Genomic DNA, 14,068 nt, shown 5'->3' on the forward strand with positions numbered 1-14,068 from the left:
ATCTGGCCTTTACTCTGCCGTGTTGTCGAGTTCGGCAAGGCTCACTGGGTGCTCGACAACCCTGGCACCCAACGCCCTGTTTGCTACCCCGAACGGCACATGCACCATCGGCAGATTCCCCGCAGCCGAAGTCAGGTGAGTGCGCTGATCATCGAAGAACATGTGCGGCTTGAGAATCGACAGCACGCGGTCTTTTGCCATTCCGCCCAGGAAGAACGATTCATCCGGTGAAACACCCCAGTTCTTAAGCGTCGTCACCACGCGTTCATGGGACGGTGCATTGCGCGCCGTGACAATGGCAATACGCAAAATGCGCTTGTATTCAGGGTCGAGCGACAACTTGCGGTCTTCAAGCTGGCGAATCAGCGAAAGCTTGCGATACAGGTCTGCCAACGGCCCCGGCTGATGCGGGATGGTCTTGTGGGCATGCTCATGGGCCTGAAACTCGGTCAGGTCCTGGCGCTGCTTGTACACGCTTTCCGCTTCGTCATCGGCAATCACCCCATCGAAGTCGAAAGCCACCCGCAATTCGGTGTCGATCTCGTCATCATAGATCTTGCTCGGCAGCACCAGGCCGGCGGGGTAATCGGCGTCGATGGCGCGCTGTACGTCGCCTTCGTGGGCGCTGAGAAACAGCGAGGCGTTGAAGGCGGGGATGTATTCGTAGGGCGAGCGGCCGGACATGAACGCCGCGCGGGTGATGTCCAGGCCGTAGTGATCGATCGAGCGGAACACCCGCAGGCCGGTTTCGGGTGAGTTGCGTGACAGCAGCACCACTTCTACCGGCAACTGCTCGGGGAAGGCCTTGTTGATGCTCAGGAAGCGGCGGATGAAAGGGAATGCCACACCTTTGGGGAAGGGCACATCGAGGTTGGCCTCTTGGTGCAAGCGGTAGGCTTCTACGCCATCTGCCTGGTAGATGTCGTCCGAGACGGTCAGGTCGAACAGTGCACTGGAGGCGACGCCGACGACGAGTTTCTGTTCGATGGGGTAGGGCATGGCGGGCTTCCTGGTGATGGAGCAGGGGCGCCTTGTCAGCAGGCTAGGCTCGAATCCTAGCAAACCCGGGCACCTACCGTCACAGACCCTGACCTGCAGCAAGTCCTGTGGCCAAACCACCACTATGCTGAACCCTTCAACTCAAGCTCATTCAAGTAATCAAGGAGGCATTCATGAAAGCTGCAGTTGTTGCAAAAGGGCGCCGCGTGGAGGTGGTGGAAAAAAACCTGCGCCCGCTCGCGCACGGTGAAGCGTTGCTGAAGATGCAGTGCTGTGGCGTGTGCCATACCGACCTGCACGTCAAAAATGGCGATTTCGGTGACAAGACCGGCGTGATCCTCGGCCACGAGGGTATTGGTGTGGTGGTGGAGGTAGGGCCGGGCGTCACTTCGCTCAAGCCGGGCGACCGGGCCAGCGTGGCGTGGTTCTTCCAGGGCTGTGGGCACTGCGAGTACTGCAACAGCGGTAACGAAACGCTGTGCCGTGAGGTGAAGAACTCTGGCTATACCGTCGACGGCGGCATGGCCGAGGCGTGCATCGTGGTGGCCGACTACGCGGTAAAGGTGCCCGACGGGCTCGACTCGGCTGCCGCCAGTAGCATCACCTGCGCCGGTGTGACCACCTACAAAGCGGTGAAATCGTCCAACATCCGCCCCGGGCAGTGGATTGCAGTTTACGGCCTCGGCGGGCTGGGCAACCTGGCCCTGCAGTATGCGAAGAATGTCTTCAACGCCCGGGTCATCGCGATCGATGTGAATGATGAGCAACTGGCGTTCGCCCGTGAAATGGGCGCCGACCTGGTGGTCAATGCGCGCAGTGAGGATGTAGCCAAAGTCATCCAGGCGCAAACCGGTGGCGCGCATGCGGCCGTGGTGACGGCGGTGTCGAAAAGCGCGTTCAACTCTGCGGTCGATGCGCTGCGTGCCGGCGGCCGACTGGTGGCTGTCGGGCTGCCGCCAGAGGCCATGAGCCTGGACATTCCGCGCCTGGTGCTCGATGGCATCGAAGTGGTCGGTTCACTGGTCGGTACCCGCCAGGACTTGGCTGAAGCCTTCGAGTTTGCTGCGCAAGGCAAGGTTGTGCCGAAGGTGACCCTGCGTCCGATCGAAGACATCAACGACATTTTCGAAGAGATGCTGGAAGGTAAGATCAAGGGTCGGATGGTGATCAACTTCGCGGATTGAGCAGTGCGCTGCCAGGTGCATGGGGCGGGTTATTCAGCGCTGTATAAAGCGAGCGTCAGAACACTCAAGCCATGCACCCGTCCTTGTCTTCAACCTTGGCAACATCACCAGGTAATCGGCTGACCATCCCACGCCCAGAAGCTGCCACTGTCCGCCGGCCCAAGCCGGCCAATCTGCTCAAGGATGCACTGCGCAGCGAACGCAGGTTCAAACAATTGCTCGGCGGGCACATTCGCCTGAAACGGTTGGGAAAGCTGCGTATCGGTAGTGCCGGGGTGCAGCACCAGCACCGTGGAAGCCGGGTTGATGCGTTTGAGTTCGATGCTTGCCGTATGCAGCAACTGGTTCAGCGCGGCCTTGCTGGCGCGGTAGCTGTACCAGCCGCCCAGTCGATTGTCGCCGATGGACCCGACCCTGGCCGACAGCGCGGCAAAGGTGCAGGGCTGCTTGCGCAGCAGCGCCAGCAGGTGCTTGAGCAGCAGCACCGGCGCGAACGCGTTGGTCGCGAAGCTGGCCTGCAGGCCAGCCAGGTCAAGTTGGGCCAGGGCCTTTTCCGCCTTGGCACCGTCGCGCTGCAGAATGCCCAAGGTGCTTATGACCAGATCAAGGTGCGTGCAGGTGCGGCTGACCTCACGGGCCAGTGCTTCAAGGGACTGTTCGCTGCGGGCGTCGCAATCGATGCGCACCAGGCGTTCGCCATGTGCAGCGGCGAGCGCGGCCAGGGCTTCGCTGCCCCTGGCCTGGCGCGACACCGCCCACACCTGCGCCACGTCATCGCGTGCCAGCAGCTGTTCACAAAGCGCCAAGCCGATGCCCTGGCTGGCGCCGCAGATGAGTGCGTTCAGCGTCATGGTGCAGCAGCCCTATTCGCTTGCCAGGCGCTTGAGCAGCGCCGTGGCCACCGCCTCGGACGATGCCGGGTTCTGCCCGGTGATCAGGTGCCCGTCCTCGACAACATGGCTCGCCCAGTCCGGGCCCTTGGAATACTCACCGCCATTGCGTTTGAGCATGTCCTCGACCAGAAATGGCACTACATCGGTCAGCCCGACCGCGTCTTCCTCACTGTTGGCGAACCCGGTCACTTTCTTGCCCTTGACCACAGGATGGCCGTCTGGCGCGTTGACGTTCTTGAACACACCCGGCGCATGGCACACGGCGGCAATCGGTTTGTTGGACGCATAGAAGGCTTCGAGCAGCGTCTTGGAGTCCTTGTCCTCGGCCAGGTCCCACAGCGGCCCATGGCCACCGGGATAAAACACGGCGTCGAAGTCGTAAGGGTCGATTTCGCTCAGCGGTACTGTGTCGGCCAATGCCATCTGCCCCTCGGTGTCACTGCGAAAACGCCGGGTCGCATCGGTTTGCGCATCGTCCTCGTCGCTCTTGGGGTCCAGCGGCGGCTGCCCGCCTTTGGGCGATGCGAGGGTGACGTCGGCGTTGGCGTCGATGAACACGTAGTAAGGTGCGGCAAACTCCTCCAGCCAGAAGCCGGTTTTCTTGCCGGTGTCGCCCAGCTGATCGTGGGATGTCAGCACCATCAGGATCTTTTTCATCTGTGCCAGTTCTCCAAGCGTGAATGGGCAGCGCGCCGTTCGCCCTGCGTTACTGTGGGAGGGCGCAGCAGGGCAGACGTTCCCTGCGCACCATCATCCTGTTGTTCTCAGCTCTGTGCAGTCTGGCCCTTGGCGCTCGGCCATGCCACCGCCTGGCAAGGTAAGTATGTGCGATATCCTGCGGCAGAATGCAGCATCGTCCTTACTAGTGATGCAGGCGCTGCGGTGCCTGTCGAGCTTCAGCCATTACGCCGGCCTGGTCCTGCGATGAACCACTCCCGCCGCACACTTGAGCGCAAAGCCCAGCACGATCGCCGCCCCGGCACTCACGAAAATCATCTCCCGCCCCGCACTCTGCTGCTGCACGGCGACAAACGCTGGCGCCGCGGCCGCCGCCGCCACTTGCAGAGTGCTCACCCACGGGGTCAGCGTGCCCTTCGGGTCATTGGTGGCGATTGCGCCCATGTAGTAGGTCAGCGCCAGTACCCAGCCAAAGTTCATCAGCAGCAATGCCCCGCAAAGCTGTTGTGCATCGTGGCTGTAGCGCGCCAGCAGCATGATCGACAGCAACACCAGCAGCGAACCGAAACCGATCATCGGCCCACGCGGCACTCGCCCGCCGAGCACGCTTGGCAGCGCCCCGCCGGGCAGGCCGCCGAGTATCCCCAGGCCGAACGCCCAGCCCACGTCCACCGGCGCGATCCCACGCTCACGCGACAGCGGGTCGACGAAGCCCCAGATGCAATAGATGGCAAGCTGCAAGCACAGCATACCCAGCAAGGCATAGCGCCCGAGCATGGCCGAGCCGCAACCGCCCTGCGCCAGTTGCCGGGGTGCCTCGCGGTGCATCCGGGTGGGGATGGCAAGCGCTGCCAGGGCGATCAATACGAACCAGAAGCCGATCGACGCGATCGCCCAACGGTTGCCAAATACCTCAGCCAATTGCGGCATGCAGGTGGCGTACAGGGCAAACACGGCAGTCTGAATCAGCAGCGACAGCCCATACGAGCGGTCCTGCCCAGGCAGGCGCCCCAGTCCACTGATCGCCCCGGCATACAACAGGCCCGTGGCCACGCCACAGGCCAGGCGGCAGGTGATCAGCGTCGGCAGTGAGTCCAACGCGCCACTGAGCAGGTTCAATGCCATTGCCACTAGCGCGCAGGCCACGTAGAAGCCACGGCCACCAAAGCGCCGCCCCAATGCCGGCAGCAGCAGGCTGCCGAGCAAAGTCCCGATCATTTCAACCGACAGCACCCAGCCTTGCTGGCTGAGGTCCAGGTGCAGCCGTTCGCCGACCAGGCCAATGAAGATCGGTTGCACGCCAATGATGATCAGCGCCGTGGCGGCGATGTAGATCAGGGCGGCACGCAGAAGCAGGGTATTTTTATTGTTGTGCATCGAGGGTTTCCCGGGTGAAGCAGGTAGCGCGGCCCGCAGGCCGCGGCGCTCAGGTCAGGCGTGGGGGAGGGTGCCTGCATCGTGGGTAATACGGCCGTTCATCAAGGTCATGGCCACGTCCGTTTTACCGATCTGGTAGCGGTCCAGCTCGAACAGGTCCTGTTCCATGATGATGATGTCTGCCCGTTTGCCCTCGGTAATCGAACCAATCTCTTTTTCCAGGCCCAGCTGGTAGGCGCCGTTGAGGGTGTAAGCGGCGATCAGTTGGGGAATGCTCAGGCGCTCGTTGGCATCAGGCATCACCGGTGCATCGGGCTCGCCGCTGAGCTGGCGGGTGTGGCCCGACTCGATGTGCTCCACCGGTTTGTGTTGGCAGCGGCACTGGCACACCAGCCCGTCCATGCCGATGGACACGGTCACACCCTGGTCGATGAAGGTACGGAATTTGTACATCGAGGCCCAACGCTTGAACCCGTACGACTGCTGGATCGCCTCGGCATAGGCATCGACCACACCCCATTGCAACTGGGTGTTGGCCATGACGCCAATGCGGCGAAAACGCGGGATGTCGTCGGGGTGGGTGAGGAAGGCGTGTGTGATCACATGCCGTCGGTCGCGCGGCGGGTTGCTGGCGAAGGTGCGCTCGAACACGTCCAGGGCCATGCGCACCGCTGCATCACCCACCGCATGCACCATCACGTCGATACCGTTGGCGTCGGCGTTGCGTACATGCTCTTCGAACACCGCCTCCGGCATGGTCGTCGAGCCACAGCTGTGGGGTTTGTCGCAGTAGGGCTCGAGCAGGAATGCGGTGTGGTTCAGCTCGGTGCCGTCGAGCATCAGCTTGAGGGTCTGCGCCTTCACCAGCGGCGAGTTGTAGCGCTGGCGCAGGGCCTGCAGCTGGATGACCGGGTCGGGCTCGGTGCCCATGTTGATGTAGCTGCCCACCACACGCAGTTTCAGGCGTGCTTCGCGTTCCAGTTGCTGCAGGGTTTCATACAGCAGCGCCTGGTCGCCGCTGGGGTCGAGGAAGCCTGCGTCGAACACCGTCGTGATGCCGGCAGCCACCAGCTTCTCTTGCCAGAACGGGATCGAGCGCAGGTACAGGTCGATCCCCGTCGGCAGGTAGCCGGCCTCGCTCAGGCGTTGCATCAGCAGCGAGTAAGCCGCGCAGTCAATGATGATGCCGGTGGGTTCGCCGGTGACCGGGTCTTTTTCGAACCAGCTGGCGCCTTCTTCCACCGCGGGGGTGTCGCGGTCGATGCCCGCCGCTTGCAGGGCAAAGCTGTTGACCCACATGGTGTGGTAGTCGGTGGACAACAGGCACACCGGCTTGTCCGGGCAGATGGCGTCCAGCACTTCACGGCGCAGCATGTCGGCCGGCATCAGCGGCTGTATCCAGCCCATGCCGGTGATGGCCTTCTCGGCGGGGTTGGCCTGGACGTACTGCTTGAGCAGGGCCAGCACCTGGTGTGGGTCTTCATGGTTGACCAGGGCCTGGAAGGCGAACGCGGTGCTGGAAAAGTGCCAGTGCGATTCGACGAAGCCAGGCAGCACCAGCTTGCCGTCGGCATCCAACAAACGGGTGGATGGGCCGGCATGGGCCATGACACTGGCCTTGTCGCCCACGCGCAGGATGCGTTCGCCCTGGATGGCCACGGCATCGGCCCAGGGCTGGTGCGGGTCGACGGTGTAGATGCGGGCGTTATGGATGATGAGCTCTGCAGCGGCGGTCATGGCGACTCCCTGGGTCAAAATGCCGCGCTAGTTTTGCGTCGATAAAAAGTTTTAGTCAATAAAATATTTTCCCGGTTCAGCGATGTTGTATGCTGGCCCTCCCGACCAATCGGGTTCGACAAAGGTAGTGACGTGAGCGGATTACGCGAACAGCAGAAGGCCATGCGCCGGGAGACGATCAGCCGTACGGCGCTGGGCCTGTTCGAGGCGCAGGGCTACCAGACCACCACCATGGAGCAGATCGCGCGCCTGGCGGCGGTGTCTGTGCCCACGGTATTCGCCTATTTCGGCAGCAAACAGGAGATCCTGCTGGAGAAGCTGCGCGAGGCGGACCACCGCGCCGTCACCCAGGCGCGCCGCCGCCTGCCCGAATTCGAGGATGCGCTGGATGCCTTGTGCTGTTACGAGGAGCACCTCACCGATTACGCCTTCGCGGTGCTGCCCGCGCCACTGTGGCGCGAGATCCTGCCGCCCTTGCTGCCGCTGCTGGGCGGTGACCAGCAGGCGTTGCCCGCCGCCTACAAGCGTGTCAACGACGCGTTGGTCGAGGAGCTCAAGCACCTGCTGCAGGACCTGTGTGACAGCGGCAAGCTGCGGGCCGATCTCGATGTCGGCTATGCGGCGTTCCTGATCAACGACTATGGGCACTTGCAACTGCTGCGCCTGTGCAACAGCGAGACGCTGGACATGCCTGCGCATCGCACGCAAGTGCGCATGTTCATGGCCATCTTGCTGGCCGGCATGCGCGGTTGACGGTTCCCCCTACGCCATCCCGTTACGGCCATGGGCCAGGAAGCCCGCACGCTCGCTCAGCCGTTGGTAGTAATCCCGCACAGCCGGCAGGTGAGGGTGCTCGAAGGGCGTTTCGAACCAGCGATTGACCGAAAGCCCGATGGGGATATCGGCCAGCGTAAAGCTGTGACCGGCCACATAAGCACCGGTCGTAACCAACTGCTGCTCGAGGATGCGCATATGGCGCGACCAGTCTGCGCACCCGGCGGCCAGCGCCTGGGCATCCTGGTGCGCGGGTGAGTGGCGTACCAGCGACATGAACGCATAGCTCCACGAGCGGTTCAGGTCCGAGGCTTGCCAGTCGATCCATTGATCCACCCTGGCCCGAGCCGTGACCTCGGTGGGGTACACCGGCGCATCGCCATAACGCGTGGCCAGGTAGCGGATGATGGTGTTGGACTCCCACAGCGTGAAGTCGCCGTCCTGAATCACCGGGACCATGGCGTTGGGGTTCAGGGCCAGGAACGCAGGCGTGTCGGTGGGCTGGAAGCCTGCGCCCCAGTCTTCGCGATCGAAGGGAATATCGAACTCAATGCAGGCCCAGAGGACCTTGCGCACGTTGATGGAAGAATCCCTGCCCAATATCCGTAGCATGCTGTAGTCCTTTTCCGGGAAGAGCCGATCGTCAACCACGGCACTTCTTCGGTCAAGCGTAAAAGCGCAGTGGTCAGTAGCGGGCCTAAATCCCCACCTAGGCACCGATTCGGTCCCCCGGCAAGAGGCCGCCACCGAGGCCTTGTCAGCCTTGGTGTTCCGGCAATTGGGGAGTTTCGTATTCGTATGGGTCGCGGGCAAGAAGCCCGGCAGCCGGCTACGCTCACTACTTGAGAAACATTCTGCAACATTAGGCCAGCAGGCCCTGAAGGATCATGTTCACCGCTGCTGATGGATGGCCGCGCTGGTTGGCAGGTCGCCCCATGGGGGAGGCCGCAAATCACAGGTTGCCGCAAGCAATCTGTGCAACTCCAAGCGGAGGGTCATCATGCTCGGGAAATGCTTGTTGGCTTTGGCCATCGGGGCTGTGTTGTCGGCTTCGGCGGTATTGGTGCCTGACACTATCGGCATTACTTCGAATGCGTATGCGAAGGATGGTGGTGGTGGTGGTGGTGGTCATGGTGGCGGTGGTCATGGTGGCGGTGGTGGCGGCCACGGTGGGGGTAGCGGTGGTGGCGGCCACGGTGGGGGTAGCGGTGGTGGTGGCCACGGCGGTGGGGGAGGTCACGGAGGCGGCGGCGGTCACGGCGGTGGAGGTGGTGGGGGGCATGGAGGCGGCAGCGGTGGCAGTGGCGCAGGCCACGGCGGTAGCGGCCACAGCGGTGATGGGGGCGGTCATGCTAGCTCAGGTCGCGGTGAAAGTGGCCGCAACGGGGCGGATGATGGAGCCAACCATGAAGCGAATCACGAAGCCAGTCATGGTGTGGGTGAGGCCCACGGCGTAGGGCATGGTGCTGATGATGGGGTCAATCATGATGTCGGGGATGATCATGGAGGTGATCGGACCTGACATTCACTCACCTCATGCAGCGGGGTGCCTGTTGCCGGCAACCCGGCCACAGGCACCCCGCTGCATGTCAGCTGTTGCAGGCCTCATCGCTGGAATGTTTGCGCAGCCATGCCAGCGATGAGAGGCACCAGTCAGACGCGGAACTGGTCCATCAATCCCTGTTGCTGGTTGGCCAGGCTGTTGAGCGACTGGCTGACCCGTGCAGATTCATTGGCCTGCCCGGACAACGACTCGGTGACATCGCGGATGGTCGCGACATTGCTGTTGATCTCTTCGGCCACGGCGCTCTGTTCTTCGGCGGCGGAGGCGATCTGCAGGTTCATGTCGGTGATCACGGTCACGGCCTGGCCGATGCGCTGCAGCGCGGTGACGGCCTGGCCGACCTGCTCCACACCGCCCTGGGCCTGGCGATGGCTATTATCCATGGCGCCGACCACCTCGCGGGTGCCGGCCTGCAGGGCTTCGATGACCTGACGGGTTTCTTCCACAGACTCCTGGGTGCGTTGGGCCAGGTTGCGCACTTCGTCGGCGACCACGGCGAAGCCACGGCCGGCCTCACCGGCACGGGCAGCTTCGATCGCGGCATTGAGTGCCAGCAAGTTGGTCTGCTCGGCAATCGAGCGGATCACCTCCAGCACCGAGCCGATCTTCTCGCTGTTATGTGCCAGCCCTTCGACCTCGGCCATCGCATGGCTCATGTCTGCTGCCAGTGTGTCGATGCTGCGGGTGGTGCGGTCGATCACTGCCAAGCCTTCGCGGGTTGCCTGGTCTGCTTCACGAGCGGCCTGTGCCGCCTGGGCGGCGCTGCGAGCGACGTCCTGAGCCGTGGCGCTCATTTCGTGCGAGGCGGTGGCCGCCTGGTCGACCTGACGGTATTGCTGTTCCATGCCGGCGCTGGTTTGCGTGGCAATCGCCGAGGACTGGTCGGCGGTGCTGCGTGCCGCCTGCACCGAGCGTTTGACCTCGGCGATGGTCGGCTGCAGTTTGTCCAGGAAGCGGTTGAACCAGCCGGCCAGTTCCCCGAGCTCGTCGCGTTTGTCGTAGGTCAGGCGGCGGGTGAGGTCGCCTTCACCGCTGGCGATGTCTTTGAGCATGGCCGCCACCCCGAGGATCGGCCGGGTCACGCCACGGGCCATCAGCCACACCAGCAGCAGGCCGGCAATCGCAGCGCCCAGGCCAAGGCCCAGCTCCAGCAGGGTGCCGCTGGTGTTCAGGGCATCGAGCTCTTGTTTCAGCGCCTCGGCCGGGCCGGTCAGGGCGTTTTCCGGCACATCCAGCAGCACACCCCATGGCTGGGCGCCAGGGATTGGCTGGAACGCCGCGAGTACCTTCAGGCGTTGCTGGTCGTGGTGGACGCTCAATTTACCTTCGGCCAGCTTGCGTACCAATTCGGCGCCTTTGCTGGTGTCGACCTGGTCAAAACGCTGGGCCAGCTTGCTGGCGTCGGCACTGTAGCCGGCCAGCAGGCCCACTGGGCTCAGGATGCCTACGGTGGTGCGGCCTTCGTACAGGCTGCGGCTGGCTTCCTGGCTCAGGGCCTGCAGGCTGTTGAGGTTGATGTCGATGGACAAGGTGGCGATCACCTTGCCGTTGACCGCCAGCGGGAACACGATGCTGGTCATCAGCACGCGCTGGCCGTCGATGTCGTAGAAGTACGGCTCCACCACGCAGACCTTGCCGCTGCTGCGCGGGCACACCCACCAGGTGTTGGCGGGCTGGCCGCTGGGGCCGATCTCGGTGTTGGCCATGTCGTGTTCGGGCAGGGCCATGGCGGTCAACTGACCGACGCGCGGCTGCGACCAGTACAGGGCGAAGCGGCCGGTCTCGTTGCTGCCAAGCTCGGGTTGGGCGGTGAAGAGGCTGTCCTTGCCGTCCAGGGCATTGGGTTCGAACACCAGTGACAGGCCCAGCAGTTCGGGGTTGGCCTGCAGGGCTGCACGAACCTGGCGGGTCATGTCTTCACGCAGGTCGTAGGCATCCAGAAAGCGCTTTTCCGCCTGCTCACGCAGGAACAGCACCTGGCGGGCGAACCCGGCACCGTACTGGTAGGCATCCATGAACTGGCGGCTGATGTTCAGGGCCTGGACCTCGCCTTGCGACTCGATACGCGCCTGCGCTGCCTCACTGAGCATCTTCTCGCTGCTGGCTTTGACCAGGTCCGAGCTGTGGTCCATGCGGTACAGCGAAAGGCCGACGAGCAGTGTGACGATGCTGGCCAGGCACAGGCCGGCAAGCAGGGTGATCTTCCACTGGATGGAAAGTTGTCGCAAAGGCATGGGGCGTCCCTTTTTTGAGGGTAAGGGTTTGGCTTTGGATCTTGGGTGGGGCTTAACCCCTCTGCTATATCGGCTCCCCGGTTTTTTTCTTTATTCAAACATTCAATTTAAATTTACCGGCCCGCGTAATACGCCGCAGCCCGGCGCTTTTGACATCTGTGCCCCACTGCTGCAGAGTGCGCGCTTTTTGTCTGCAGCTACGAGGAAAGCCAAACCATGAATGCAGTGATTGCCGCGGTAGGCATCATGCTCATACTCAGCCTGTCGCGCGTGCACGTGGTCATCGCGCTGATCATCGGCGCCCTGGCCGGTGGCCTGGTCGGCGGCCTGGGCATCGAGGGCACACTCAAGGCCTTCAACGGCGGCCTGGGCGGTGGCGCCACGGTGGCGTTGTCCTATGCCTTGCTCGGCGCCTTCGCCGTTGCGATCGCCAAGTCCGGCCTGGCCCACGCCCTGGCAGACCGTGCGCTGGCGATGATCGACCGCCAAGGCCATGCCAATGGCGGCAAGGTCAAGTGGCTGCTGATCGGCCTGATGCTGGTGGTGGCGGTGTCATCGCAGAACATCCTGCCGATCCACATCGCCTTCATCCCGCTGCTGGTGCCGCCGCTGCTGTACGTGTTGACCCGCCTGCGCATCGACCGCCGGCTGATCGCCTGCGTGATCACCTTTGGCCTGATCACGCCTTACATGTTTCTGCCGGTGGGGTTTGGCAACATCTTCCTCAACGAGATTCTGTTGGCCAACGTTGCCCGCGCAGGCGTCGACGTGAGCGGTGTCAACGTCACCCATGCCATGGCCATTCCCGCGGCGGGCATGCTGGCCGGCTTGCTGCTGGCGGTGTTCTTCAGCTACCGCAAGAAGCGCGACTATGACCTGGCGCGCATTGAGCAGGTCGAGCAGGTCAGCGTGCAGTACAACCCGCTGACCCTGCTGGTGGCGGGGCTTGCTATCGCTGCGGCGTTCATCGTTCAGTTGTGGCTGGACTCGATGATCATCGGCGCCATGGTCGGTTTCCTGATCTTCTCGCTGTCGGGCATCGTGCGCTGGAAAGACACCGACAGCCTGTTCACCGAAGGCATGAAGATGATGGCCATGATCGGGTTCATCATGATCGCAGCTTCGGGTTTCGCCGAGGTGCTCAAAGCCACTGGCGAGGTCAAGGGCCTGGTAGAAACTTCGGCGCAATGGATCGACCACAGCAAGGGCGTCGGTGCCTTGCTGATGCTGTTGGTGGGGTTGCTGGTGACCATGGGCATCGGTTCGTCGTTCTCGACGGTGCCGATTCTGGCGGCGATCTTCGTGCCGCTGTGCGTGCAGCTGGGCTTCGACCCCCTGGCCACCGTGTGCATCGTCGGCACCGCCGGTGCCCTGGGTGATGCAGGCTCGCCGGCATCGGACTCGACCCTGGGGCCAACCTCGGGGCTCAACGTCGATGGCCAGCATCACCATATCTGGGACACCGTTGTACCGACCTTCATCCACTACAACCTGCCACTGCTGGCGTTTGGCTGGCTGGCGGCGATGACGCTCTAGGGCATCAGCCCTTGTCGGGCGGTGGGGAGATGCTGTTGAGGACGGTGCTGCCGTCCTTGCTGCGGGTCAGGTACACCGGCAGCACCTTGGGCAGGTTGTCCACCAGGCGCTTGACTTCACGGGTGTTGTAAATGCCGCTGATGCGGATGCGGCCGGTGCTGGCATCGGCCAGCAGCAGGGGCGCATCGAGGTAGCGGTTGATCACTGGCAGGGCCTGTTCGAGGCTGAGATTGTCGAGCACCAGCTTGCCGTTGCGCCAGGCCAGGCTGCTGCCATGGTCTTCGCTCTGGGCCAGTTGCGGCTCGAAGTCGCCGGTGCGATAACTGGCCTGCATGCCGGGGCCAAGGCGGTAGCCGCCGGTGCTGCCGTCGCTGCTGACCAGTACCGAACCCTGCACCAGGGTGACCTTGACCTGGTCCTGATACTTCCACACGTTGAATTGGGTGCCAGTGACCCGGGTCTGGCCGTGGCCGGCACGGACGATGAAAGGGTGGGTGCTGTCATGCTGCACCTTGAAGAACGCCTCGCCTCGCTTGAGCGTGACCTGGCGCTGGTCCTTATAGTTGAGGTAGGTCAGTTCGGTGTTGAGGTTGAGCTCCACCGTACTGCCGTCGCTCAGCTGTACGGTCCTTGCCTGACCGCCTGCTTCAACGTGCTGGTAGTGGTTTGGCAGCCAGCCTTGGATCCAGCCAATCCAGCCCGCCAGAGGCAATACCAGCAGGGCGACGGCTGCCGCCGAGGCCATTGGCCTCCAGTGTTGGCGTCGCCGCGCCACCTGGCGCACCGGTGGGTTGAAGTCGACGACCGTGGCGTTGCGCGGCAGCAGGTCGGCGGTGAACCAGATCTCCAGCATCGCCTGGTATTCGTCGGCGTGGCGCGGGTCCGCTGCCAACCAGCGGGCGAATGCGTCGCGCTCGGCCTGTGTGCAATCGTCGGCGTGCAGGCGCATGCACCACTGCGCGGCGGCGTCGGCGATGGCATCGTCAGGGCTGGGATTGAGGCGGTCTTGGTTCATTGCGGCTCCGGGTTTTGCGCATTCTACTCCTGCGAGGGGCTCCCGAGAACCGAGGTAATGGCGAATGACTATCAGTT

13 protein-coding genes are annotated in these 14,068 nt (G+C 63.2%); 3 read left to right on the forward strand and 10 right to left on the reverse strand.

All coding sequences use genetic code 11. The annotated features are described in order from the left end of the window. Positions 1-9: 9 nt before the first annotated feature. On the reverse strand, positions 10-999 hold the full coding sequence (locus ACW4TB_RS02960; RefSeq protein WP_012313954.1) for a 5'-nucleotidase: 990 nt from the start codon (positions 997-999) through the stop codon (positions 10-12). A gap of 173 nt (positions 1,000-1,172) precedes the next feature. Here ACW4TB_RS02960 and adhP point away from each other — a divergent pair, with 173 nt between their 5' ends. Further along, positions 1,173-2,183: an alcohol dehydrogenase AdhP gene (gene adhP / locus ACW4TB_RS02965; protein ID WP_012313955.1), complete on the forward strand. Its 1,011-nt coding sequence runs from the start codon at positions 1,173-1,175 to the stop codon at positions 2,181-2,183. Positions 2,184-2,287: 104 nt separating this feature from the next. Here adhP and ACW4TB_RS02970 read toward each other — a convergent pair whose 3' ends face one another. The 4 genes from ACW4TB_RS02970 to ACW4TB_RS02985 form a co-directional block, all read right to left on the reverse strand. Next, the gene (locus ACW4TB_RS02970) at positions 2,288-3,034 is read right to left on the reverse strand and encodes an SDR family NAD(P)-dependent oxidoreductase (protein ID WP_012313956.1); all 747 of its coding nucleotides are present in this window, start codon (positions 3,032-3,034) and stop codon (positions 2,288-2,290) included. A 12-nt stretch (positions 3,035-3,046) separates the two neighbouring features. Continuing rightward, the gene (locus ACW4TB_RS02975; protein WP_012313957.1) at positions 3,047-3,733 is read right to left on the reverse strand and encodes a type 1 glutamine amidotransferase domain-containing protein; all 687 of its coding nucleotides are present in this window, start codon (positions 3,731-3,733) and stop codon (positions 3,047-3,049) included. Between the two features lie 246 nt (positions 3,734-3,979). Continuing rightward, a complete protein-coding gene (locus ACW4TB_RS02980; protein WP_012313958.1) occupies positions 3,980-5,131 on the reverse strand; it encodes an MFS transporter in 1,152 nt (383 codons plus the stop codon). Between the two features lie 54 nt (positions 5,132-5,185). Then, the gene (locus ACW4TB_RS02985) at positions 5,186-6,868 is read right to left on the reverse strand and encodes an amidohydrolase (RefSeq protein WP_012313959.1); all 1,683 of its coding nucleotides are present in this window, start codon (positions 6,866-6,868) and stop codon (positions 5,186-5,188) included. 132 nt (positions 6,869-7,000) lie between these two features. On the opposite strand from ACW4TB_RS02985, the gene ACW4TB_RS02990 reads away from it, so the two are divergent. After that, on the forward strand, positions 7,001-7,621 hold the full coding sequence (locus ACW4TB_RS02990) for a TetR/AcrR family transcriptional regulator (protein ID WP_012313960.1): 621 nt from the start codon (positions 7,001-7,003) through the stop codon (positions 7,619-7,621). 9 nt (positions 7,622-7,630) lie between these two features. Here the strand turns inward: ACW4TB_RS02990 and ACW4TB_RS02995 are convergent, their stop codons facing one another. From ACW4TB_RS02995 to ACW4TB_RS03010, 4 genes are all read right to left on the reverse strand, one after another. Continuing rightward, positions 7,631-8,254, reverse strand: coding sequence for a glutathione S-transferase family protein (locus tag ACW4TB_RS02995; RefSeq protein ID WP_012313961.1), 624 nt, complete (start codon positions 8,252-8,254; stop codon positions 7,631-7,633). A 340-nt stretch (positions 8,255-8,594) separates the two neighbouring features. After that, positions 8,595-8,993, reverse strand: a complete 399-nt coding sequence (locus tag ACW4TB_RS03000) for a hypothetical protein (protein WP_455828223.1) — start codon at positions 8,991-8,993, stop codon at positions 8,595-8,597. A gap of 6 nt (positions 8,994-8,999) precedes the next feature. Continuing rightward, positions 9,000-9,167, reverse strand: a complete 168-nt coding sequence (locus ACW4TB_RS03005) for a hypothetical protein (protein ID WP_012313962.1) — start codon at positions 9,165-9,167, stop codon at positions 9,000-9,002. Positions 9,168-9,295: 128 nt separating this feature from the next. Further along, positions 9,296-11,440 (reverse strand): methyl-accepting chemotaxis protein, encoded by a 2,145-nt coding sequence (locus ACW4TB_RS03010; RefSeq protein ID WP_012313963.1) that lies wholly within the window; start codon positions 11,438-11,440, stop codon positions 9,296-9,298. A 216-nt stretch (positions 11,441-11,656) separates the two neighbouring features. Between ACW4TB_RS03010 and ACW4TB_RS03015 the strand changes: the two genes are divergently transcribed. Further along, positions 11,657-12,976, forward strand: coding sequence for a Na+/H+ antiporter family protein (locus ACW4TB_RS03015; RefSeq protein WP_012313964.1), 1,320 nt, complete (start codon positions 11,657-11,659; stop codon positions 12,974-12,976). A gap of 4 nt (positions 12,977-12,980) precedes the next feature. Here the strand turns inward: ACW4TB_RS03015 and ACW4TB_RS03020 are convergent, their stop codons facing one another. Then, entirely contained in the window at positions 12,981-13,991 is a 1,011-nt protein-coding gene (locus ACW4TB_RS03020) for a FecR family protein (protein ID WP_012313965.1), read from the reverse strand. Positions 13,992-14,068 lie beyond the last annotated feature (77 nt).

Source organism: Lelliottia jeotgali (genome assembly GCF_977070485.1).